Here is a 20,700-nt window from a genome sequence, read left to right on the forward strand (position 1 = left end):
GGTCGTGTCCCGTTCATCCCTACCGGACCGGTAGGAAATCCAGGGGGCCCAGGGGTCCGAGGACCCGAGGGGGCCCAGGAAGACGGGACCGACCTTGCGCACGCTCATCCTGCTCGCACTCGCGGGCCTCGGCGCCCAACTCGTGGACGGCAGCCTCGGCATGGCGTACGGCGTCACCTCCACCACACTGCTGCTGGCCATGGGCACCAATCCGGCCGCCGCCTCGGCCACCGTCCACCTCGCCGAGATCGGCACCACCCTGATGTCGGGCGCCTCGCACTGGCGCTTCGGGAACGTCGACTGGAAGGTCGTCGCGAAGATCGGCGTGCCGGGGGCCGTCGGCTCCTTCCTCGGCGCGACGGTCCTGTCGAAGCTGTCCACCGAGGTCGCCGAGCCGGCGATGTCCCTGATCCTGCTCGGCCTCGGTCTGTACGTCATGTCCCGCTTCACCCTGCGCGGCCTGCCCGAGGACCGACTGGGCAAACCGCTGCACAAGCGGTTCCTCACCCCGCTCGGTCTGGTCGCCGGGTTCCTCGACGCGACCGGCGGAGGCGGCTGGGGCCCGGTCGGCACGCCCGCGCTGCTGGCCAGCGGCCGGATGGAGCCCCGCAAGGTGATCGGCTCCATCGACACCAGCGAGTTCGTGGTCGCGGTCGCCGCGAGCCTCGGCTTCCTCCTCTCCCTCGGCTCGCAGGGCCTGAAGTGGAGCTGGGTGCTCGCCTTCCTGCTCGGCGGACTGATCGCCGCCCCCGTCGCCGCCTGGCTGGTCCGCATGGTCCCGCCCCGCGTGCTGGGCTCCGCGGTCGGCGGCGTGATCATCGTGACCAACGTCCAAACGCTCCTGGAGAGCGACTGGATCGTCGCGCCGGGCGCGCTCAGCACGGTCGTGTATGTCGTCCTGTACACGGTGTGGGCCGCAGCCCTCGCGTACTCGGTCCGGGCCCACCTGCGGGAGCGGGCGGCTCGGCCGGTGTCCACCGAGGAGCGGCAGCCGGTGCGGGTGTGAGGTCGAGGCGAACAGAGTGAAATTGGCGTATGTGAATGGCTTGAGTTCGCCCTGACTGCCTGCTGTGGCTCTCCCTACGATGCGATCGCCCTCAGCCTTCACAGGAACCTCATCGATCCTTCACAGGCCGCGGGCGCAGCCACCCCCCAACCCGAGGAGAGACCATGGCTGGTGGACTTCTGCTGGGCGGCGCGATAGCCGCTCTGCTCACCACCGCACTGCCCGCGCAGGCATCGTCCGGCGGGTTCGAGGACCCGCCCCCGGACAAGATCATCATCAAGGTCGCCACGGTGAACGGCTCCGGCTGTCCGCAGGGCACGGCCGCCGTCGCCGTCTCCGAGGACAACACCGCCTTCACCGTGACCTACAGCGACTACCTCGCCCAGGCGGGCGGCAACTCCGACCCCACGGCGTTCCGCAAGAACTGCCAGCTCAGCCTGGTCGTCCATGTCCCGGGCGGCTTCACGTACGCCATCGCCAGCGCCGACTACCGCGGCTTCGCCTCGCTGCAGCGCGGCGCGACCGGCAACCAGAGAGCCTCGTACTACTTCCAGGGCTCGTCGGACACGGTGTCCAAGAACCACCCCTTCACCGGCCCCCGCGACGACAACTGGCAGGCCACCGACACCACGGACTGGCCCCAACTCGTCTACGCCCCCTGCGGAGTCCAGCGCAACTTCAACATCAACACCGAGCTCCGGGTGAGCGCCGGCACGCAGTCGCCCGGCAAGGTCAGCTTCATGACGATGGACTCGACGGACGGCGACATCAGCACGGTGTACCACCTGGCGTGGAAGGAGTGCCCGAAGAAGTAGGGCACTCGCCCCGCTCGCTTTCGCCGGGGGCCTGAGTACGCGTACTCAGGCCCCCACCGCCGCCCTGTGCCACGGTGAGTGCATGGCGAAGAGCAGGAGCTTCCGGGGCGTGAAGGGAACGGTCGTGGCGGCGCTGGCGGCCGGCGTCTGCTACTGGATATCCACCTCTCTGGTGGAGTGGTCCGATGGCTTGGCCCAGGCCGACGACACCTTCGGCGTGGGAATGCTGGAGGGTCTGACGGCCCGCATCATCAGCCTGTTGTTGCTGCCGGTCCTGCTGTGGGCGGGCATGCGGTCGCTGAGGGAGCGCGGCAACCACCTGCTCATCGCGGCCGGCCATGTGGAGGCGTGGCTCATCGGTGGCTACCTCGTCGAGCAGGGCACGGGCGGTGACGCGGTCACGGTCCTGTGCCTCGCCCTGTTCGCGGGGCTCGGCGGGCTGTTGTCCCTCGTGGAGGTGGAGCCGGCGGGGCTGCCGGACCTGCAGGGCTAGGGCCAAGAAGAAGGGTGGCGCGTGGAGCGCCTGGCAACACAGCTCCACGCAGGTAGTGATAAACCTGGGCCCGGACGGGCTGTGGCCGAACAGGAGTACGCGGACAACGGGTGCGACTCGGCCCCGCAACCGATGCCCCAAACTCTGATTGCTGAGGCATCGCCGACACCACAATCGGTTCAATGACCCCGGGCATGACTTTGACCACCGACGAGATCAGCTGAGCTTGCGATCCCTCGCAACGGAAAGTCGCCACGTCGTCGGCCCCGTGTAAAGCAGGTCGATTGCGCGCAATCGACAGGTGCACTCTCCCAGGGCGATATTCAAATGTTCTACCAGTCGGTCAGGTCCACGATGAGATCGCAGTGAGGGTCGTCGGGAGACGGCTTCTGGTGCTGCTCTTCTTCGATGAGGCTGGGAAGGGAGGCGATCAAAGCGGTAGGCGTACCGGTGAGTCGAATGTCTGCGCCGATGAGGCCTGGGTGGTCAGAGCGCTGCACGTACAGGCGCAACACGCTGTGTCCCAGAAGTAGAAAACCGATCAGGAAGGGGTTCTCCTCGTCGCCGGGGTCCGACAAGGCGCGCAAGAGGGTGAGTGCCTGGCCCTGTTCGGGTTCTGGGTCCGGGGTGATCTCCTCGGGACTGAGGCGGATGACGGTCATCCCCATGTCTTCGCTGATGTCGCTGCTGCTGTAGAGCTGGGTGCCGGCCAGTACGGTGCGCAGGATGCCGGGGATGTAGTACGGGGCGACTGCGTCGTGGGGAATCTCGTAGAGGAACGTAGCGCCGTCCTCGTCGTCTCCGACATGGACGGCGATCCGGACGGCGCCTGGGGCGGGCACGACGCCGCGCAGGCGGCAGCCCTCGGCGAGGGGGGCGTTGAGGTAGTACAGCAGCAGGCGACTGACAGCTGCCTGCTGCTCTCGGTCTTCGGACTCGATCACTGATTCATCCATGCGGGGCACTTGTTGTTCGGCTGGTTGCGGCAGAAGGCGTTGACGACGCCGATTTTCTGTCCCCGACCGGCGTCGTACCGTCCATCCTTGGTCTTGCGGGTGTACTGAACGATCACGACAAACTTAACCTGCGCGGGGCTGCTGCCGGTCCTGATCGCGACGCCGTCATACTCCAACCGCCCGTGGCCGTCATTGCGGTCGACTTTGTCCTTGAGGGCCGCGTTGAGGATGGCACACTTCTTGATGTTGTGTCGGTGGGTGAAGTGGTTCCAGCCGAGCTCGGAATTGCCGTTCCGGGTAACGATTTTGCGTCCGTGATCCGCATGTCTGCACTGACGCGCTCTGACCGGGAAGGCCCACCGGGTCGCCTCCCACCCGTACCAGCCCCGACTCATTCCCGGCTGAGGGGTTGTTTTCCCGGTCTCCGCAGCGAACATGACCTGTTCAGTCGAGAACCGCGGTGGCTTCGATCTCGACCAGGTGGTCGGGGACGTCCAGTGCCGCGACACCCAGCAGCGTGCTCGGCGGGGCCGGGGTGACTCCCAGCTTTGCGGCCGCGCGGGAGAGTCCCTCCAGGAGCGTGGGCATCTTGTCGGGAGTCCAGTCGACAACGTAGAAGGTCAGTTTCGCCACGTCCTCGAAGGAGCCGCCGGCCTCTGCCAGGGCCGTGCCGATGTTGAGGTAGCACTGCTCGACCTGCGCGGCGAGGTCGCCTTCGCCGACCGTGGTCCCCTCGGCGTCCCAGGCGACCTGACCGGCGATGAAGACCAGCTTCGAGCCAGTCGCGATCGACACCTGCCGGTAGACATCGATCTTGGGCAGTCCGCTGGGGTTCACCAGGGTGATGGCCATGCCGTCCGTCTCCTTGTCCGGGCATCGTGGGCCCGTGCTCGTCACTCCAGACCTTCGTGGTCTCTTGTGGTTACTCGGGAACCGTAAGAGAGTGGCCGTTGACATGGAAGAACGCACTTTTCAGTGACTGGGGAACCTGATGGTGACCAAACAGGTCAACGGCCTGTCCGAGGAAGCAGACTTCAGGCGTGCGGACTCGTTGGCGCGGGAGATCTTCTCCGACGTCGCCAACAAGTGGGCGTTCCTGATCATCGAGACGCTCGGCGAACGCACCCTGCGCTTCACCGAACTGCGGAACGAGATCGAGGGCATCAGCCACAAGATGCTCACCCAGAACCTGCGCATGCTGGAACGCAACGGCCTGGTCGAGCGAACCGTGCACCCCACCGTCCCGCCGCGTGTCGAATACACCCTCACCGGGCCGGGCCAGGGTCTACGCGCGACGGTCGACGGAATGTGTGAATGGACCCACCGGTACTTCGGCCAGATCGAGGCGGCCCGCCACCGCTTCGACGGCTGACGGCTGGTCACGTCCACAGCGTCCAGACCGCGGGGCATCCGAAGGGGAACCATGGATCGCCGGCGGTGCGTCAGCTGATCGTGAAGACTCCTCAGACGTCATTGCGAACTGCGAACCTGGACGACGCAGACTCGATCACTGACCTGCATACTCTGGCCCGCACGGCGTACTACCAGGCGGGCGGGCTGAGAGACGTGGAGCCCGCTTCCAGGGACGCGCGCTCCAGGCGACGGCAGAGCTGGTTGCGTGCCATCCAGTCCGGCGACAGGACTGTGTTGTGCGCGGAACGAGAGGGCGAGTTGGTGGGCATCTTGTCGATGGGCCCTCCCCACGAAGCTGAATTCGATGCCACAACCGCGGGGCAGCTATACCAAATCCATGTTCATCCGAGTATCTGGGGACAAGGGATCGGCAGCTGCCTGCATGCGGCATTCGTGCAGTTCCTTCGCGATGCGTCACTGGTCACAGGCGTGCTGGAAGCATGGGAGCGCAACAGTCGGGCTCAAGCCTTCTACGCGCGGCACGGATGGAAGCCCGACGGACACCGGCGGCCCGGTCCAGGCAAAAGGAATTATGTTCGCATGCGCCTCACCTTGATCCCCGGGGTCTGACTCCGACGAGGTGCTCAGGCGGCTCGTCTGCGAGGCGATGTGCAAGGTGGAGCAGATCCGCCAGGCGCAGTACCCGTCGTTCGAATCCTGGCAGGGGCACATGGAGCGGCTCAGTCCAGTGGGTGGGGATCGCATCCAGCCCGTAGTACGCCCCCGCGAGGCCTCCGGTCACCGCGGCGACGGTGTCCGTGTCACCGCCGAGGTCGATCGCCGCGCGTATCGCGTCCTCGAAGCTGTTGGTGGTCCGTAGGGCCCAGACGGCGGAGCCCAGGCAGGGCCAGACAGCACCGTTGAACTCGGTTGCCTGATCGGGGTGCCAGTCGGGCGCGAGGACTGTGGAGTAGCGGCGTCGGTGGTCGGGGTGGACGAGAGACAGGGTGTCCGGGAGCGCCGTGAGGGGGTCGGTGTCCTCGAACGTGACGCGGATGAGTTCGTGGAAGATCGCGGTGCCTTCCCAGGCCGCGCGGTCACCGTGGGTGAGAGCCGCGATGCGGCGGGCCGCGTCCATGGTGGCTTCTTGACCGGCGGCCGCGAAGTGCACCGCGGAGGTCGACGCCCGCATCAAGGAGCCGTTTCCCGCCGCTCGTTGATTGACCTGGAAATGGATCGCGGCGGCGAGGTCCCACGACATGCCGTTGGTCAGGACGTCCTCGGTCTGCAGGCCGATGTCCTTCGGTCCTGCTGCTGCCCATTGCTGGAAGCGGGCGAAGATGTCCGGCAGATCCAGTGCGCCCCGCTCCAACAGGGACTCGGCGACCAGGACGGCCATCTGCGTGTCGTCCGTGGCCTCGCCGGGGTCCCAGCCGCCGCCCCCACACATCTCGCCACCGGCACCAGGCGTGGGAAACCGCGCGGAGAACGCCCCCTGGGAGCCGAACTCGAAGGGGCCACCCAGGGCATCACCCACCGCTGACCCGACGACCGCGCCGGCGGCACGCTGAATCCGCTTCGTCCGCGCATGCTCGGGCAGCGGTGGCGGAGCGTCTCTGCGGTCACTGCACAAGCGACACGAACTCCGTCCAGGCCGCGGGGGAGAGGGCGAGTCGCGGGCCCTGGGTGTTCTTGGAGTCGCGGACGTGGATGGTGGCGGGGGTGCGGGCTACCTCGACGCAGTCGCCGGAACCGCTGCTGCTGTAGCTGGACTTCTGCCAGGCGATGGCTACCTCGATGCAGTCGCCGTCGCCGCTGCTGCTGTACGTCGATTTGAACCAGGCCAGTTCGCTGGTGCTCATAGCGCTCCTCGCATCCGCTGCAACAGGCTCACGGAGTCTTCGGAGGTGAGAGCCTGTGCACGCATCCTGGCATACCGCTTTTGGAGGACGCTGACCTCTTTCGGGTCGGAGAAGAGCAGGCCGCCACGTTGGCCCTCGTTATAGGCGTACCACTTGGCGTCAGGCGTCTCCAGCAACTGGATGGGGCCCGCCAGCCCGGCGTGCGACTCCCGCACCAACGGCATGATCTGAATCTCGATGTTCCGCAGCTCTGCCATCTCCAGAATGTGACCCATGAGTTCCCGCGTCACCTCGGCGCCGCCGGTACGCCGCAAGAACAACTGCTCTTCGAGGACAAAGCTGAACTGGGTGTTCGGCTGCTCGACCAGCAGCCGCTTCCGATCAGCCCGTGCGGCCCACTGCACCTCGATCTGCTCGTCCTGCAACGGTGGCAGCTGATCGTCGAACAACTGCCGTGCGTACGCCTCCGTCTGCAACAAGCCTGGGATCAACCGGCATTCGTACGTGTACAACGCGATCGCCGCCGCCTCCAACCGCGCCCACTGCCGAAACCAAGCCGCCAACCCCGGCTGCCGAGCCAGATGCCCAGCCGCCTTCCGTAACGCGCCCGTGTTCCCGAGTGCCTCCTCCGCGCGGTCCACGAACGCCGGGTCGGGCATACGGCGGCCCAACTCCACTGACGCCACCGTGTGTTTGGAGAAGCGGACCAGGTCCGCGAACTCCCCCCGGCTCAGCCCCGCGTGCTCCCGCAACGCCTGGACGACCGCCCCGAACGTCCGCAGACTGTCGGACGACTCCGGCTCGCTCCCGACCGTACCCACCGCTCCATCGACCACCCCGGTCACCTCCCGCACACATGGTCACGGGCAGTCACCGGTACTGTCCAGTCCGTGACCGCGTACGCTCGCGCGGCGTACACGGCTCCGACCTGGTGAAGTGGACCTCAGGCCGGTCAGATTGGGGGTGTGACATCACCTCCGACCCGCCAAGGCCCGGTTACCGTACGTACGTTCGCGCAGCGCCTCAGCTCCACCCCGCGCGGCGCCCGCCTGGCCCGGTACCTCGCCGTGCACCAACTCCACGCCTGGGGCATCCCGCACGGCAGCGACCCCTCCGACGCCGTCGCGCTGATCGTCGCCGAGCTGGCCGCGAACGCGGTGACCCACGGGCGCGTCCCGGGCCGGGACTTCGAACTGAGGCTGACGCTGGTCGTCGGCAGCGTGCGCGTCGAGGTGACCGACACCCGCCCGCAGCCACGCCCCCCGGCCCCGGCCGACGTACGACACCGACCGCCCTGCCCGCTCGCCGAAGCAGGCCGCGGCCTGCTGCTCGTCGACGCGCTCGCCGACCGCTGGGAGGTGGTCGACCGGGAGCCACCGCCCGGCAAGACGGTACGGGCCGAGATCGACCTGCCGGGCTGGCTGACGGTGGTGAAGGGGGCAGAGGACGGCCCTGGATGACCGTACGTCCGGACGTACGTCAGGCGGGACGGCCGGGTGGTGGGGGAACTCCTCGCCGAGATGGTGAACCACCTGACGAGCGGGGTGACCGGGAGGACAAGAAACGCATCGCCGCCGTCACCCTGCTCAGGGCGGCCTGGCGGACGCGGGCTGGCGTGTGCAACTGGAAGCGGACTCCGGCGCTGGCTGACGCTTCGTCCGGGGGCCCTCTGGGTCTGTCGGATGACCGCACGCAACTGCACCGCGGCCCGGCCTCAGATACCGAGGCCCGAGCCTCAGGTCGGGCGCCCGTGAGGGGGGAAACGGATCTGACCCAGGTCATCCAGCAGGCTCTGGCCCGGACCATCCCGATGCCGCCGCACTGCCGTCTCACCTTCCTCCTGGACAGTCGTGAGAGGTTACCGGCGGATCGTCGACCGATGCCGCCCCGCAGAACACCGACGCCACGACGGTGAAGACGAGCGTCGCGGCGATCCGCGGCTGCCGTAGCGGTGGTTTTCTCCCCCGCCACCATGCTGGTCCACCACGCCCACCCGGGCTGGTCAGGCAGAACACGGCGGCGGCCGGGGCAGCAGTACCTGCGGCACCCACCGGGCGACGTCTCCGTCGTCCAGCCGCTGCCCCGTCAGATAGCCCCCCGAAGCGATTTTGCGCCCGATGCGGGGTGACTGATCCGCTGGTACCGCGGAAAGCAGCGAAGGGCAGATCGTATGGCTGCGTTCCAGCAAGCCCATCGATCTGCCGCTGGGCACCGACTACCGACAAGCCCTCACCAGGCAGCGTTCGGCCATCTCCGCTGAAACGCTGCAGACCAGCGAGACGCCGACAGCTCCGGAACCTTCCAGCGAAACCAATGAGCAGAGGATCGCCCAGAAGAACGGCGAGACCTACGTCGCCGAGCCTGGGGGTGCTGCCGCGGAGAAACGGATAGGCGTCGCGGCAGCCCTCACCAAGGAACAGTGCCGGGCGATGTCCGACGCGCACGACGCCGCAGGTAAGATCATCAACCATTTCAGCTTCTGCCGCTGGGGCTACAACACCGCCGTCAAGCTCAGCGGCCAGGGCGCGGTCGAAGGCATGGTCCGGTTCCGCGAGACCGAGATCGGCACCGGCTCCGGCGAACTGCGGGACGCGACCATCGAAGTCCACACCGACCAAGTCGTGGCTTCCGGCAAGTTCAATGACACGGCAACGATGAGCTTCTATATCGGCCAGGCGGGCTGGCCCTCCTCAAGCTCCTGCAGGGTGGCCGACGTCTCGTCGAACCCGTTCACCACGACCGTCGGTGACTGGAGGGATGAGTACATCGCCTACGGGCTGGTGTCCGACAGGGGCAGCGGCAATGGTCCGGACGACATCGCCACGTGCGTGTACAACCACCAGTGGAAGGTCACCGGTGGGGGCGCCACCACCCCGTGGAGCAGCGGGCCCGAGAACGGCGTGCGCTTCGACTCGTCCAAGTCTCTCGGCAGCAAGTACTACGACGCGGGAGTGATCTTCGATCGTGTCATCCCGTCGTTCTCCTACGATCGGGCCCAGAGCGATACCGCGGGCGTCGCCAACCACATCTACGACGCGCTGTACCAGCCCCAGACCACCTACCCGTCCAAGGCCGGCAAGGTGATTCCCGGTGACATCTGGAACGGGAACTCGCGTCCCCTGCACCGCAACTGGACCAACTTCGATGCGGCTGCGGCCGAGGTGACGCGGAAGAACCGGAACGCCAAGGACGCCGCGTGCCGGGGTCTTAGCCGTCCCAATGACAGCTACCAGTGCGACGAATTCCCCTTCGCCTCCACCAAGGAGGGTGCCGGCCTCGGGGACGGCAACTTCTCCGTCCGCTATGTGCCGGGGGCGGAGAACAGCAAGGCGGGCAGCGAGCTGGCCGACTGGTACGGCAGTGACCGGATCCTGCACAACAATGAGTACGGCATCTACGTGAAGTAACCGGCATAGCCGAAGGGGGAGCGGCCACCGGTCGCTCCCCCTGGGCCAGCCAGTCGATCAGCGCATGTTGAGCGGGGGCCGTCCATGCTGGCGGGCAACACGATCTCGTCGGCTCTCTTCTGCGGTGGGAGCTGGTGGTTCCTGTGTTCCCGAAGGGACGAACGCGATCAAGTACCTCTCAAATCCGTCCTGGCCACGGCCTTCCTCGCGCCGTGTAGCGGCGTTGAATCGCTCACGGGAGTCACTCCGGCCCTGCGACCAGACCTGCGCTCGGTAGGTGCGGGCGGGGTCCAAATGCACGAAAGGCTCACCCGGTTCAGCCTGTTGGCCAAACACCTCAATGGGTCCAGCTGCAGGCCCGGCAGGGCCGTCAAGAGTGTCCAGCACTGCCATTCGGCCCTTGTAGACCGGCTGGTAGTCCACAGATGCCACCAGAGTCCAGCCTGGTCCTGGCGTGTCGTCCTCGTGGTCCCTGACGGCGACGACCACTGGGGCAGTGTGCTCCTGGACCCGCGACGTCACGATGACCTGGCCAGACACGACGATCACCGGTTCATTGGTCTGGAAATCCGGCTTGCCATCCCTACGCTTGAAGCCCGGCTCCCACATCTCACCAACGGGAAAGTGGCCGTGCTCGATGTTGACTGCTCCCACGCTGCTGATCTCTGGCATGCCTCGAGCCTGTCAGGAATGGGGCAGTCACGCAGCAACACGGTCGGCCATGTCGGAGTCGTTGGGGAGCTTCGCGTCGCGGGGATCGCAGTTCGGTCATGCGCCGCCCCCGCACTGGTTCTTTGCACCACCAGAGACGAGACTCGGTCCACCTCCAGGTAGGGCGCGGCGGATCCAGTCGGTGTTGCAGAAGTACAGGTCCGGCCACAGCGCTAGCGGGCGGGCCCCGATATACAAGTTGCATGTCTCACGCACCGTACGACACCGCACAGCTGTGGGAGCGTCTCGAACGCTGGCTGTTCGAGCACGTCCCCGATGAGTACGCGTCTCTGCGCGCCGGGGCCGCGGAGGCGAACATCTCGCAGTTGGAGGAAGGACTCGGCTTCCCTCTTCACCCGGACTTGAAGGTGCTCCTGGCACGGCACGACGGCGTAACCGCGCCGCTGGGAAGCACCGATCCTGGGATGTTCCTGATGAACTACGCGCTACTGGACACCCGGAGGATCCTGGAGCAGCAGCGCCACCTCGCGTCGATGGCCGCCGATGCGGTGGAGGAGGGCGATGAGGACCTGGTGGTCGGCAGGATCGCGCACGGCGGGTGGGTGCCGTTCGCCCAAAGCTTCTCGGGCGACATGTTGTTCGTGGACCACCGGCGAGGCGCCCACTACGGCGAGGTCGGCGAGATGTCCTTCGGCGACCCCGATTACCGGGTGTTGTGGGCGAGTCAGGAGCTGATGCTGGAGGAGCTGTGCGCGGGAGTCGAAAACGGCTCCCCGCTCACCTCGCTGCCCCGAGTGCCCTCCGTGCACGAGGGGTGCAAGCTGGAGTGGCACGTTTTCCGCGCGCGGCGCTGAGAAGCACGGCGGAGGAACACTGCGACGGCCTGCCGGACCCGTGGAAGGGGTCCGGCAGGGGCAGGGTCAGCCGAGATCGCAGACCGAGTCGATGTCGCAGCCCCCCAGGCCCGTCTGGGCGTATTAGGCGTCGTGGTCCAGGGGTCGCACGTCTGAGGTGAATCGCCCCAGATCACCGCCCGCATCGGTGTTCTGGGCCACAGTGATCGCCGCGCGACCGCAGATTTCGTGCCAGGTCGGGTAGTCGTAGTTCTCGTCGAGCTTCAGTGGGAACGTTCCGTTGGCGCCATCTATGGCGTACATCTGTGCGGAGTACTTGCCTGACGTGAGTCTCTGGCCCCGCTCTCTCGCGACTTGGCGAACGGGTGGTCGTCACAACTCTTCCCGATCGCCTTCGGGTTCGGTTTCCACTCGGCGACCGCGAGATCGCACATTTTGCCGCGGTTGTCCTTTGCGGCCCGTCGTCCGCCAGCTGGTGCAGTGGTGATCCGTACTCCTCGCTCCCGGAGTGGGAGTCGAGCATGTCCATCAGCACCCAGTAATACGCGGCCGCCGCGGGGTACTTGTAGAAGACACAGCTGGTGTTGCCGCCGACCTAGTTGTCGCAGCGGACGTCGAAGGAGTCGGCGGCCCACTTCTGGTTCGCCGGGAAGGTCGCGTTGGGAGTGGCCCACGTGGTGGTCCAGTCCAGGTCGAGTTTCGCCTCGCCGCCCGGCTTCGACCGCGTCTCAGGACCAAGCGCCGGGGACCGACCTGGGTGACCGTACGTCCGGACGTACGGTCACCCAGGGCACCGTCAGGACCCAGATCGCGTCAGCTCCGCTCCACACCCAACGTGAGCGTGCCGGTGTAGCCGGCGGACGGGGAGCTGCCCAGGGCGGTCAGGGTGAGGAGGCCGGACGCGGCGCCTCCGTCGTCGTAGATGCTGTCCCGGGCGAGGGTGGTGCGGGTGACCTTGTTGGCCGAGTACGGCGACAGCGCGCCGACTCTGGCCGTGATCGTCTCGTTGAAGAAGAGCTGCCCGGTGTGCAGCTCCTGGCCGCCGGTGAACGAGCCGTCCGAGGTGAGCGTGACGTTCGTGTGCACCTTGACGTGGATGTGCACACAGCGGCCCACGTACCAGCCGGGGTAGACGCTGGTGATGCTCGCGACGCCGCTGGAGTTGGTGAGGACGCCGCCGCGCAAGAAGGTGCCGTTGTCGGGCTCGTCGTGGCCGTTGTTGCCGACGAAGCCGGAGTACTCGCCGAGGGCGTCACAGTGCCAGATCTCCACGAGCGCGTTGCTCAGCGGCACGCAGGTGTCGTCGTCGACGACGGTGAGGTTCAGTTTGAGCGGGAAACCCGCCTTGCCTTCGCTGATGTCGGAGCGGACGAGCTGTCCGTCGAGGTAGTAGGGGCCTTCGGTCATCTCCTTCGTGAGGGTGCAGACGGCCGCGGCGGCCACGGGCGCGGTGGGGGTCGCCGGAGCTTCCGGGACGGCGGCGACGGCCAGGGTGGCCGCGGTGGCGCCCGTGGCGATGAGGACGGTGCGGCGCCCGACCGGGTGGGACGCCCGCGCTTCTGACGTGTCGTTCGTGGGGGTGTCTGTCATGAACACGGCACCGTAGAAGGCGATGCTGTCGGCCGGCTGTGGATTGGGCAAAGTGACGGGCCGTCAAGTTGCTTGTCGGACACCGCGCCGCCAGGTCGGGGTACCGTGATGTGATAAAAGGGTCAAAAAGAGAGAAAGGGAGCGCGCATGGGGCTGACCGTGCGGGTCGAGAAGCGCATCGCCCAGGACTTTCCGGGACGGGACGGCCGGGTGGTGGGGGAACTCCTCGCCGAGCTGGTGAACCACCTGACCGAGCGGGGCGACCGGGAGGACAAGGAACGCATCGCCGCCGCCACCCTGCTGTGCGGCCGGGGCCGGGTGGACCGCCTCCTCGACGCCGTCCAGCTGGCCAAGGAGGACTGGCGGGACGTCCTGGTCGGGGCGGGCCTGGCGGACCCGGGCTGGCGCGAGCGGCTGGAAGCGGACTTCGGCCCGGGCTGACGCCCCGTCGGCGGCCCGTCGGCAGTCCTAGTGATCGTCGGCGGTGTGCGGCTCGTCAGGTGCGGTCGTGGAGGGTGACGTGGTAGCCGTCGGGGTCGGCGAAGGTGAACGTCCGGCCGAAGGGGCCGTCGATCGGCGCGGAGACGATGGTGTGACCGTCGGCCACGAGAGCGTCGTGGATGGCCTGGACGTCGGTGGCGTGGAGCCAGATGGCGGCACCGATGCCGGGCCGGGCGGCGGACGCGAGATCGGTACCGGGAACGATGTCGCGGAGTGCGAACGCGATCGGCTTCGTCTCGAAGACGACGGCGTGCGGAGGTCCGGCCGGCGAGCGGACGACGCCGAGGTACTGCTCGTAGAACGCCTGTGACGCGTCGAGGTCGCGCGCCTGGAGCGAGATGAAGTCGGGGCCGGTGGCGGGCATGATGATGCTCCTTCTCTTCGTGTCAGAAGACTGACACGGACCAACGTATGTCAGAATCCTGACATGAGTCAAAACGATGCCGGCGTCGACCTGGACACATCACTGGGTTACCTGCTGAAAGAGGCTTCGAGCGCCCTGCGCGTAGCCATGGAGGAGGTGCTGCGGCCACTCGGGATGAGCGTGACGCACTACTCCTGCCTGGAGCTGCTGGCTCAACGGCCGGGCTTGTCGAACTCCGAGCTCGCGCGGGGCGCGTTCGTGACCCGGCAGACCATGAACGTCCTGCTCCAGTCCCTGGAACGAGACGGCTACGTGACCAGGCCCGCGGAGGCGCCCGTCGGGAAGGCCCTTCCCGCGCGGCTCACACCCCGCGGCCGACGGAGCCTGGAGAAGGCGACCGCGGCGGTCCGGTCCGTCGAACTCAGAATGCTGGCCGGCCTGACCGAGACCGAGCAGGCGGGCGCGTTCCGGATCCTGCGGAACATGATCCATTCCCTGCGCGACGGCGGCGGCGACGGCAACGACGGCGACGCATAGCCCGTTCCTCGGCGCACCTCTACGCACGAGAGGCCGGGCTCTCCCAGAGCCCGGCCTCCCGGCGACGTTCACCGACGATGTGCTGCGACCTGATCCGAACGACAGGCCCTACCCCGCCTGACCCATCCCCGCCGCGTTCGGCCAGCTCTGGGCGTTGGGCCAGCCGGTCGCCGGGGCCGTGGTCAGGTCCGGTACGGGGGCCGGGCTGGTCATGCCGCGGACCTGGGCGGCGGTGAGGCCACCGCGGGCCGGGACGCCGGGCGGGGTCGGGCCGGGCGCGGGGGCGCCCATGGGGGACATCGGGCTGGAGGCAGGGGTCATCGGGCTCGACGCCGGGGTCATCGGGCCTGACATGGGGCCGGTCATCGGGGCGGCGGCGGCCGCCGCCGGTACCGGTCGCGGCATCTGGCTGGGGGCCGGTACCTGAGGCGGCGTCGGCATCTGAGGCGGCGACGGCATCTGGCTGGGTATCGGCGCCGGAGCCGGCGTGGGTATCTGACTCGGCATCTGAGGCATTTGCGGCATCTGCGGCATCTGGTTGGGCATCTGGCTGGGGACCGGCGCCGGGGCGGGCGCCTGAGCCGGGATGCCGAGCTGCTGTGGGGCTGCCTGGGCCACCGCAGGCATCGGCATCCCGGCACCGCCGGTCTGACCCGACCGGCCCGGCTGGCCGGCCTGTGCCGTCGCGGGCATCGGCATGCCGCCGCCGGCGGCCGGGGCGGGTGCGAGCCCCTGCGCGCCGACGGACATGGCCTGAGCGGCAAGGCCCTGCATGCCGTTCCCGTTGGTGGCACCGACCAACCGGTCCACTGCCGCCGTACCCGAGCTGTAGCTGGTCCCTGTTGCCAGCTCGGGCACGGCGGCTCCCCTCCTGGTCCCGTAGAGCACCTGTTCCAGGCCGGACACCAGGCGACGCACGTCCACCTGGGGGCGCACCACGAGCCGCAGGAAGCGGCTGGAGGAGCCGATCTTGTTGCCGCACTCGCGGACGAGGATCCGGTGCTCGGTGAGCATCCGGTCCCGGACCACGGTGCCCTCGGCGCCGACCGGCAGACGCACGAAGAGGAAGTTGCCCTGCGACGGATAGACCGTCAGCCCGGGCAGGGACGAGAGCTGGCCGGCCATGTCCAGCCGGTCACGGCGGACCTGCTGGAGGCTCTGCGCGTACTCGGCGCCGTGCTCCTTCAGGATGAACACCACGTGCTCGGCGAAGGAGTTGAGGTTCCACTTGGGCAGCATCGAGCGGATCCGGCCCGCGAGCGCCGGGTTGGCGACCAGATAGCCGAACCGGATGCCGTGCAGACCGAAGTTCTTGCCGAGGCTGCGCAGCACCACCACGTTGGGCCGCAGCATGGCCTCGTGGACGACGCTCGGCTCGACCTCCGCGTCCGCGAACTCCAGGAACGACTCGTCGATGACGACCAGGTCCAGGTCGGCCATCGCGTCCATGAACTGCACGATCGCGTGCTTGTGCAGGAAGCCGCCGTCGGGGTTGTTCGGGTTGCAGATCACGGCGACCCGGGTGCCGCGCGCGCGGATGAACTCGGCGTACTGCGCGAGATCCAGGGCGAAACCGCTGGACTCCTGGAGCGGGAACATGTCGACCCGCTTGCCGGTCTCCATCGGCTGGTCGGTCCAGCGGCCGAAGGTGGGCACCGGGACGGCGAGCGACTCGCGCACCAGGAGATGGTCGATCCAGGTGATCAGCTCGGTCGAGCCGTTGCCCATCGCCACGCACTGCGGCGGGAGCTGGAGCAGACTGCACAGCTCGGCCGTGATGGTGTCGGCGCTGCTCGGGTAGTACGTGATGATCTCCCGCAGCCGCGCCGCCATCTCGTCGAACATGGCGGGGGTGGGGAAGTAGGGGTTGCAGGGAATGCAGAAGTCGACCGGTCCGGTCCCTTCGCCGCCCTCCCGCGTCAACGCCGCCATCGACGGGCTGTGCGCCGCGGTGCTGCGGAACAGCGAGGTGACGTTGTCAGCCAAGGAGAGCCTCCGTATGGGGCGGGCCCGGCGGGGACGACCGGGCCCGTCGTCATTGGGTGGCCCGCGCGGGGGAGCACGGGCCGCCCTTACATACGGAGGCGGAGGTGACACCGTTCAACGGATGTGGAACGAGGGCGAGTTCCAAACCCGTCCGCCGAACTTGTCCGGAAAGACGCGCTCGGTGCTATACGCCGAACGAGTGGATCGTCGTCGTCCGGTACGTCTGCCCGGGCCGAAGCACCGTCGAGGCGAACGACGGGTGGTTCGGCGCGTCCGGGAAGTGCTGCGTCTCCAGGCAGAGCGCGTCGCCCTGGCGGTAGGTGCTGCCGCTGGTGCCGACCAGGGTGCCGTCGAGGAAGTTGCCCGAGTAGAACTGCAGCCCCGGCTCGACGGTGGCGATCTTCAGGGTGCGTCCGGAGGACGGGTCCTTCAGGGTCGCGACATGCTCGGGCTTGGCCGTGATGCCCTTGTCGAGGGCCCAGTTGTGGTCGTAGCCCTTGGCGAGAACCTGCTGCGGGTGACCGGCGCGGATGTCCTCGCCGATCGGCTTGGCCCGGCGGAAGTCGAAGGGGGTGCCGGAGACCTTCGCCAGTTCGCCGGTCGGGATGAGGCCCGCGTCGGTGGGCGTGTAGCGGGCGGCGGCGATCTTCAGCTCGTGGTTCTCGATCGAGCCGCTGCCCTCGCCGGCCAGGTTCCAGTAGACGTGGCTGGTCAGGTTGACGACGGTGGGCTTGGTCGTGGTGGCCTCGTAGTCGATGCGCCACTCGCCGTGCCGGGTGAGGGTGTAGGTGACCTTCGCCTTGAGCGTTCCCGGGTAGCCCATCTCACCGTCGACGCTGGTGTAGTGCAGGTGCAGACCGACGTCGGAGCCCTTGGTGAACGGCTCGACGTCCCAGACGTGCTTGTCGAAGCCCTGGGTGCCGCCGTGCAGGCTGTTGTCGCCGTCGTTGACGGAGAGCTGGTAGCTCTTGCCGTCCAGGGTGAACCGGCCCTTGGCGATCCGGTTGCCGTAACGGCCGATCAGGGCGCCGAAGTACGGGGTCTTGGCGACGTAGTCCTCGATGTTGTCGAAACCGAGGGAGACGTTGGCGTACTCGCCGTGCCGGTCGGGGATCTCCAGGGACTGCACCACGCCGCCCCAGGACAGGACCTTCATGCGGGTGCCGCCGTTCTGCAGCGACCAGCGGTAGACCTTCGTGCCGTCGGCGAGCTTGCCGAAGAGCTCCTTCACCGGTGTCCTGCCTCCCGTTGCGTGCGCGCCACCCGTTGCGTGCGCGGTGCCACCGACGGTGGCGGCGGTGACACCGGCGGCGGCCGCCCCGGCGATGACGGTACGTCTGCTCAGTTCCACGTGCGGCTCCTCGTGAATGAGGGGAGTTGCCTCCCCGTACTGTGCGGTGCGTAGTCGTGCGACAGCATTGTGCTGTTCCTGACAAAATCGGGTCCGGAACGAACCGGGGCCCCGCCGGTCGGCGGGGCCCCGGTCGTTCTTAGGAACCGACCCTGCGCTTGTTCCACACGTCGAAGCCGACCGCCGCCAACAGGGCCAGACCCTTGATGACCTGCTGCCAGTCGCTGCCGACGCTGAGGAGGTTCATGCCGTTGTTCAGCACACCGAGGACGAGACCACCGATGATCGCGCCGAGGACGGTGCCGACACCGCCGCTCATGGACGCGCCGCCGATGAACGACGAGGCGATCGCCTCGAGTTCGTAGTTCAGGCCCGCCTTCGGTGAGGCCGCGTTGAGGCGGGCGGCGATCGCCAGACCCGCCAGGGCCGCGAGCGCGCCCATGTTCAGGAAGACCAGGAAGGTGACCTTCTTGTCCCTGACGCCGGAGAGCTTCGCCGCCGGCAGGTTGCCGCCGATGGCGTAGATGTGACGGCCGAAGACGGAGTTGCGCATGACGTAGCCGTAGCCGACCACCAGCACGCCCAGGATCAGCAGGACGATCGGCGCGCCCTTGTAGCTGGCGAGCAGCATCGTCACGACGAGGATCGCGGCGACGATGAAGGCCAGCTTGAGCAGGAAGAGGCTGCGCGGGACGACGTCGAGCGAGAACTCCTTCTGGCGCTTGCGGTCACGGACCTCCTGGAAGACCGCGAAGACGATCAGGGCAAGGCCCAGCAGCAGCGTCAGGTTGTGGTAGTTCGTGTTCGGGCCGGTCTCCGGCAGGAAGCCGTTGCCGATCTTCTGCAGTCCGTCCGGGAACGGGCCGAGGGTCTGCCCCTCCAGGAGGATCTCCGTCATACCGCGGAAGATCAGCATGCCGGCGAGGGTCACGATGAACGACGGTATGCCGAGATACGCGATGAAGAAGCCCTGCACCGAGCCGGCCACCGCGCCCACGACCAGGCTCAGCACCACGGCCACCGGCCACGACACGTCGTGCTGCACGGTCAGTACGGCCGCGAACGCGCCCACGAAGGCCGTCACCGAACCGACCGACAGGTCGATGTGGCCCGCGATGATCACCAGCATCATGCCGATCGCGAGGATCAGCACGTAGCTGTTCTGCAGGACCAGGTTGGAGACGTTGCGCGGCAGCAGCAGGTCGCCGTCGGTCCACACGGCGAACAGGGCGACGATCAGGCCGAGCGCGATCAGCATGCCGTACTGGCGCATGTTGCTGCGCAGGCCGTCCAGGACGAGCCGCAGCAGGCCACCGCCCGCGCCCCCGCCTCCGCTCTTGCCCGGCGCCGGGGCCGGGGTCTTGGCGGTCACATCCGTGCTCATCGGGTTACCTCTTTGTCCTTAGTCATCTGGCGCATCAGTGATTCCTGCGAGGCCTCGGCCCGCGAGAACTCACCGGTGAGCCGCCCCGCGGCCATCGTGTAGATGCGGTCGCACATACCGAGCAGCTCAGGCAGCTCGGAGGAGATGAAGACGACCGCCTTGCCCTGGGCGGCCAGTTGGTCGATGACCGTGTAGATCTCGTACTTGGCACCGACGTCGATCCCTCGCGTCGGCTCGTCCAGGATCAGCACCTCGGGACCCGTGAAGATCCACTTGCTGAGGACGACCTTCTGCTGGTTGCCGCCGGACAGCTTGCCCACCGGCTCGGAGACGGTGGGAGCCTTGATGTTCATGGACTTGCGGAAGCCCTCGGACACCCGCCGCTCCGCCTGCTCGTCGACGATCCCGCGGGTGGCCACCTTGCCCAGCGCGCTGAGCGAGATGTTGCGGTTGATGGTGTCGATGAGGTTGAGGCCGTAGTGCTTGCGGTCCTCGGTGACGTACGCGATGCCGTGCTTGACCGCCTCGGGGACGGACTTCGTACGGATCTCCGTGCCGTCCTTGAAGACCTGACCCCCCGCGTACCGGCCGTAGGACCGGCCGAAGACACTCATCGCGAGTTCGGTGCGGCCGGCGCCCATCAGGCCCGCGATACCGACGATCTCGCCGCGCTTGACGTCGATCGACACGTCGTCGACCACCTTGCGCTGCTGGTCGATCGGGTGGTGCACGGACCAGTTGCGGATCTCCAGAGCCGGGGCCGAGCCCACCTCCCCCTCGTAGACGGTGCGTTCGGGGAAGCGGTGGTCGAGGTCGCGGCCCACCATGCCGGAGATGATCCGGTCCTCGCTGGTGTCCGACGCCTTCACGTCGAGCGTCTCGATCGTCTGCCCGTCCCGCAGGATGGTCACCGAGTCGGCGACCTTGCGGATCTCGTTCAGCTTGTGGGAGATGATGATCGAGGTGATGCCCTGCTTCTTCAACTCCAGGATGAGATCCAGGAGTTTGCCGCTGTCCTCGTCGTTCAGGGCCGCGGTCGGCTCGTCGAGGATGAGCAGCTTCACCTTCTTCGACAGCGCCTTCGCGATCTCCACCAGCTGCTGCTTGCCCACGCCGATGTCGGCGACGCGGGTCTCCGGGTGGTCGGACAGACCGACCCGGCGCAGCAGTTCACTGGCGTGCTTGAGCGTGTCCTTCCAGTTGATCAGCCCTCGGGTGGCGTGCTCGTTGCCGAGGAAGATGTTCTCCGCGAGGGAGAGGTAGGGCACCAGGGCCAGCTCCTGGTGGATGATCACGATGCCGCGCTGCTCGCTGGCTCTGATGTCCTTGAACTCGCAGGTGTCTGACTCGAAGAGGATCTCGCCCTCGTACGTGCCATGCGGGTGAACGCCGGAGAGGACCTTCATCAGGGTCGACTTGCCGGCCCCGTTCTCCCCGCAGATGGCATGGACCTCGCCCTGTTGGACGGTCAGTGTGACGTCCGACAGCGCCTTGACGCCGGGAAAGGTCTTGACGATCGAGCGCATTTCCAGGACGGGTCCCGCCATGGTCGTGCCTTCCAATCTGTTG

24 protein-coding genes are annotated in these 20,700 nt (G+C 67.5%); 10 read left to right on the forward strand and 14 right to left on the reverse strand.

The window, feature by feature from the left end; translation table 11 throughout:
- The first annotated feature begins 94 nt into the window (after positions 1 to 94).
- The 3 genes from ABZ027_RS10305 (at position 95) to ABZ027_RS10315 (ending at position 2,314) form a co-directional block, all read left to right on the forward strand.
- Positions 95 to 1,006, forward strand: a complete 912-nt coding sequence (locus tag ABZ027_RS10305) for a sulfite exporter TauE/SafE family protein (protein ID WP_356766375.1) — start codon at positions 95 to 97, stop codon at positions 1,004 to 1,006.
- A gap of 164 nt (positions 1,007 to 1,170) precedes the next feature.
- Positions 1,171 to 1,821, forward strand: a complete 651-nt coding sequence (locus ABZ027_RS10310; protein ID WP_356766376.1) for a DUF4360 domain-containing protein — start codon at positions 1,171 to 1,173, stop codon at positions 1,819 to 1,821.
- An 82-nt stretch (positions 1,822 to 1,903) separates the two neighbouring features.
- Positions 1,904 to 2,314, forward strand: coding sequence for a hypothetical protein (locus tag ABZ027_RS10315; RefSeq protein ID WP_356766378.1), 411 nt, complete (start codon positions 1,904 to 1,906; stop codon positions 2,312 to 2,314).
- A gap of 332 nt (positions 2,315 to 2,646) precedes the next feature.
- On the opposite strand, the gene ABZ027_RS10320 is transcribed toward ABZ027_RS10315, so the two are convergent.
- From ABZ027_RS10320 to ABZ027_RS10330, 3 genes are read right to left on the reverse strand one after another with little or no spacing between them, the layout of a single operon-like run.
- Positions 2,647 to 3,270 carry a hypothetical protein gene (locus ABZ027_RS10320; RefSeq protein ID WP_356766380.1) on the reverse strand — a complete coding sequence of 208 codons (624 nt, stop codon included), beginning with the start codon at positions 3,268 to 3,270 and terminating at the stop codon, positions 2,647 to 2,649.
- The gene (locus tag ABZ027_RS10325) at positions 3,255 to 3,707 is read right to left on the reverse strand and encodes a hypothetical protein (RefSeq protein WP_356766382.1); all 453 of its coding nucleotides are present in this window, start codon (positions 3,705 to 3,707) and stop codon (positions 3,255 to 3,257) included. Before ABZ027_RS10325 ends, ABZ027_RS10320 begins: the two co-directional genes overlap by 16 nt.
- 7 nt (positions 3,708 to 3,714) lie before the next feature.
- Positions 3,715 to 4,122 carry a RidA family protein gene (locus ABZ027_RS10330; protein WP_356766383.1) on the reverse strand — a complete coding sequence of 136 codons (408 nt, stop codon included), beginning with the start codon at positions 4,120 to 4,122 and terminating at the stop codon, positions 3,715 to 3,717.
- A 139-nt stretch (positions 4,123 to 4,261) separates the two neighbouring features.
- Here ABZ027_RS10330 and ABZ027_RS10335 point away from each other — a divergent pair, with 139 nt between their 5' ends.
- Together ABZ027_RS10335 and ABZ027_RS10340 are read left to right on the forward strand one after the other, a co-directional pair.
- Positions 4,262 to 4,642: a helix-turn-helix domain-containing protein gene (locus tag ABZ027_RS10335; protein WP_356766384.1), complete on the forward strand. Its 381-nt coding sequence runs from the start codon at positions 4,262 to 4,264 to the stop codon at positions 4,640 to 4,642.
- Entirely contained in the window at positions 4,585 to 5,253 is a 669-nt protein-coding gene (locus ABZ027_RS10340) for a GNAT family N-acetyltransferase (protein WP_356766386.1), read from the forward strand. The genes ABZ027_RS10335 and ABZ027_RS10340 overlap by 58 nt, the downstream gene beginning before the upstream one ends.
- Here the strand turns inward: ABZ027_RS10340 and ABZ027_RS10345 are convergent.
- From ABZ027_RS10345 to ABZ027_RS10355, 3 genes are read right to left on the reverse strand one after another with little or no spacing between them, the layout of a single operon-like run.
- A complete protein-coding gene (locus ABZ027_RS10345; RefSeq protein WP_356766523.1) occupies positions 5,231 to 6,196 on the reverse strand; it encodes an ADP-ribosylglycohydrolase family protein in 966 nt (321 codons plus the stop codon). The two genes, ABZ027_RS10340 and ABZ027_RS10345, sit on opposite strands and share 23 nt — an antisense overlap.
- A 49-nt stretch (positions 6,197 to 6,245) precedes the next feature.
- A complete protein-coding gene (locus ABZ027_RS10350) occupies positions 6,246 to 6,485 on the reverse strand; it encodes a DUF397 domain-containing protein (protein ID WP_356766388.1) in 240 nt (79 codons plus the stop codon).
- On the reverse strand, positions 6,482 to 7,321 hold the full coding sequence (locus ABZ027_RS10355; protein WP_356766390.1) for a helix-turn-helix transcriptional regulator: 840 nt from the start codon (positions 7,319 to 7,321) through the stop codon (positions 6,482 to 6,484). Before ABZ027_RS10355 ends, ABZ027_RS10350 begins: the two co-directional genes overlap by 4 nt.
- A gap of 129 nt (positions 7,322 to 7,450) precedes the next feature.
- On the opposite strand from ABZ027_RS10355, the gene ABZ027_RS10360 reads away from it, so the two are divergent.
- Both ABZ027_RS10360 and ABZ027_RS10365 read left to right on the forward strand, forming a co-directional pair.
- Positions 7,451 to 7,945: an ATP-binding protein gene (locus ABZ027_RS10360; RefSeq protein ID WP_356766392.1), complete on the forward strand. Its 495-nt coding sequence runs from the start codon at positions 7,451 to 7,453 to the stop codon at positions 7,943 to 7,945.
- Between the two features lie 969 nt (positions 7,946 to 8,914).
- Positions 8,915 to 9,892: a NucA/NucB deoxyribonuclease domain-containing protein gene (locus ABZ027_RS10365; RefSeq protein ID WP_356766394.1), complete on the forward strand. Its 978-nt coding sequence runs from the start codon at positions 8,915 to 8,917 to the stop codon at positions 9,890 to 9,892.
- Positions 9,893 to 9,949: 57 nt separating this feature from the next.
- Here the strand turns inward: ABZ027_RS10365 and ABZ027_RS10370 are convergent, their stop codons facing one another.
- Entirely contained in the window at positions 9,950 to 10,564 is a 615-nt protein-coding gene (locus ABZ027_RS10370) for a hypothetical protein (protein WP_356766396.1), read from the reverse strand.
- 242 nt (positions 10,565 to 10,806) lie between these two features.
- Here ABZ027_RS10370 and ABZ027_RS10375 point away from each other — a divergent pair, with 242 nt between their 5' ends.
- Entirely contained in the window at positions 10,807 to 11,418 is a 612-nt protein-coding gene (locus ABZ027_RS10375) for an SMI1/KNR4 family protein (protein WP_356766398.1), read from the forward strand.
- Positions 11,419 to 11,541: 123 nt separating this feature from the next.
- On the opposite strand, the gene ABZ027_RS10380 is transcribed toward ABZ027_RS10375, so the two are convergent.
- Positions 11,542 to 11,721: a hypothetical protein gene (locus tag ABZ027_RS10380; RefSeq protein WP_356766400.1), complete on the reverse strand. Its 180-nt coding sequence runs from the start codon at positions 11,719 to 11,721 to the stop codon at positions 11,542 to 11,544.
- Between the two features lie 510 nt (positions 11,722 to 12,231).
- Positions 12,232 to 13,008: an intradiol ring-cleavage dioxygenase gene (locus ABZ027_RS10385; protein ID WP_356766402.1), complete on the reverse strand. Its 777-nt coding sequence runs from the start codon at positions 13,006 to 13,008 to the stop codon at positions 12,232 to 12,234.
- Between the two features lie 147 nt (positions 13,009 to 13,155).
- Here ABZ027_RS10385 and ABZ027_RS10390 point away from each other — a divergent pair, with 147 nt between their 5' ends.
- Positions 13,156 to 13,449, forward strand: coding sequence for a hypothetical protein (locus tag ABZ027_RS10390; RefSeq protein ID WP_356766404.1), 294 nt, complete (start codon positions 13,156 to 13,158; stop codon positions 13,447 to 13,449).
- A 55-nt stretch (positions 13,450 to 13,504) separates the two neighbouring features.
- Here ABZ027_RS10390 and ABZ027_RS10395 read toward each other — a convergent pair whose 3' ends face one another.
- Positions 13,505 to 13,873 (reverse strand): VOC family protein, encoded by a 369-nt coding sequence (locus ABZ027_RS10395; RefSeq protein WP_356766406.1) that lies wholly within the window; start codon positions 13,871 to 13,873, stop codon positions 13,505 to 13,507.
- 63 nt (positions 13,874 to 13,936) lie between these two features.
- On the opposite strand from ABZ027_RS10395, the gene ABZ027_RS10400 reads away from it, so the two are divergent.
- The gene (locus ABZ027_RS10400; RefSeq protein ID WP_356766408.1) at positions 13,937 to 14,410 is read left to right on the forward strand and encodes a MarR family transcriptional regulator; all 474 of its coding nucleotides are present in this window, start codon (positions 13,937 to 13,939) and stop codon (positions 14,408 to 14,410) included.
- A gap of 108 nt (positions 14,411 to 14,518) precedes the next feature.
- On the opposite strand, the gene ABZ027_RS10405 is transcribed toward ABZ027_RS10400, so the two are convergent.
- The 4 genes from ABZ027_RS10405 to mmsA all read right to left on the reverse strand — a co-directional run bounded on the left by ABZ027_RS10405 (position 14,519) and on the right by mmsA (position 20,678).
- Positions 14,519 to 16,396 (reverse strand): histidinol-phosphate transaminase, encoded by a 1,878-nt coding sequence (locus ABZ027_RS10405; RefSeq protein WP_356766410.1) that lies wholly within the window; start codon positions 16,394 to 16,396, stop codon positions 14,519 to 14,521.
- 184 nt (positions 16,397 to 16,580) lie between these two features.
- Complete coding sequence (locus ABZ027_RS10410; RefSeq protein ID WP_356766412.1) at positions 16,581 to 17,747, reverse strand: aldose epimerase family protein; 1,167 nt, start codon at positions 17,745 to 17,747, stop codon at positions 16,581 to 16,583.
- 139 nt (positions 17,748 to 17,886) lie between these two features.
- Positions 17,887 to 19,131 carry a multiple monosaccharide ABC transporter permease gene (gene mmsB, locus ABZ027_RS10415; RefSeq protein WP_356766414.1) on the reverse strand — a complete coding sequence of 415 codons (1,245 nt, stop codon included), beginning with the start codon at positions 19,129 to 19,131 and terminating at the stop codon, positions 17,887 to 17,889.
- Positions 19,128 to 20,678, reverse strand: a complete 1,551-nt coding sequence (gene mmsA, locus ABZ027_RS10420) for a multiple monosaccharide ABC transporter ATP-binding protein (protein WP_356766416.1) — start codon at positions 20,676 to 20,678, stop codon at positions 19,128 to 19,130. Before mmsA ends, mmsB begins: the two co-directional genes overlap by 4 nt.
- Positions 20,679 to 20,700: the final 22 nt, after the last annotated feature.

It is taken from the genome of Streptomyces sp. NPDC006332, from assembly GCF_040612855.1.
GTDB lineage: Bacteria > Actinomycetota > Actinomycetes > Streptomycetales > Streptomycetaceae > Streptomyces.

Coding starts and splice junctions, on each gene's coding strand:
- ABZ027_RS10310 (WP_356766376.1), top strand. CDS start 1,171: ATGGCTGGTGGACTTCTGCTGGGCGGCGCGATAGCCGCTCTGCTCACC.
- ABZ027_RS10315 (WP_356766378.1), top strand. CDS start 1,904: ATGGCGAAGAGCAGGAGCTTCCGGGGCGTGAAGGGAACGGTCGTGGCG.
- ABZ027_RS10320 (WP_356766380.1), bottom strand. CDS start 3,270: ATGGATGAATCAGTGATCGAGTCCGAAGACCGAGAGCAGCAGGCAGCT.
- ABZ027_RS10325 (WP_356766382.1), bottom strand. CDS start 3,707: ATGTTCGCTGCGGAGACCGGGAAAACAACCCCTCAGCCGGGAATGAGT.
- ABZ027_RS10330 (WP_356766383.1), bottom strand. CDS start 4,122: ATGGCCATCACCCTGGTGAACCCCAGCGGACTGCCCAAGATCGATGTC.
- ABZ027_RS10335 (WP_356766384.1), top strand. CDS start 4,262: ATGGTGACCAAACAGGTCAACGGCCTGTCCGAGGAAGCAGACTTCAGG.
- ABZ027_RS10340 (WP_356766386.1), top strand. CDS start 4,585: ATGGACCCACCGGTACTTCGGCCAGATCGAGGCGGCCCGCCACCGCTT.
- ABZ027_RS10350 (WP_356766388.1), bottom strand. CDS start 6,485: ATGAGCACCAGCGAACTGGCCTGGTTCAAATCGACGTACAGCAGCAGC.
- ABZ027_RS10365 (WP_356766394.1), top strand. CDS start 8,915: ATGTCCGACGCGCACGACGCCGCAGGTAAGATCATCAACCATTTCAGC.
- ABZ027_RS10370 (WP_356766396.1), bottom strand. CDS start 10,564: ATGCCAGAGATCAGCAGCGTGGGAGCAGTCAACATCGAGCACGGCCAC.
- ABZ027_RS10375 (WP_356766398.1), top strand. CDS start 10,807: ATGTCTCACGCACCGTACGACACCGCACAGCTGTGGGAGCGTCTCGAA.
- ABZ027_RS10380 (WP_356766400.1), bottom strand. CDS start 11,721: ATGTACGCCATAGATGGCGCCAACGGAACGTTCCCACTGAAGCTCGAC.
- ABZ027_RS10385 (WP_356766402.1), bottom strand. CDS start 13,008: ATGACAGACACCCCCACGAACGACACGTCAGAAGCGCGGGCGTCCCAC.
- ABZ027_RS10390 (WP_356766404.1), top strand. CDS start 13,156: ATGGGGCTGACCGTGCGGGTCGAGAAGCGCATCGCCCAGGACTTTCCG.
- ABZ027_RS10395 (WP_356766406.1), bottom strand. CDS start 13,873: ATGCCCGCCACCGGCCCCGACTTCATCTCGCTCCAGGCGCGCGACCTC.
- ABZ027_RS10400 (WP_356766408.1), top strand. CDS start 13,937: ATGAGTCAAAACGATGCCGGCGTCGACCTGGACACATCACTGGGTTAC.
- mmsB (WP_356766414.1), bottom strand. CDS start 19,131: ATGAGCACGGATGTGACCGCCAAGACCCCGGCCCCGGCGCCGGGCAAG.
- mmsA (WP_356766416.1), bottom strand. CDS start 20,678: ATGGCGGGACCCGTCCTGGAAATGCGCTCGATCGTCAAGACCTTTCCC.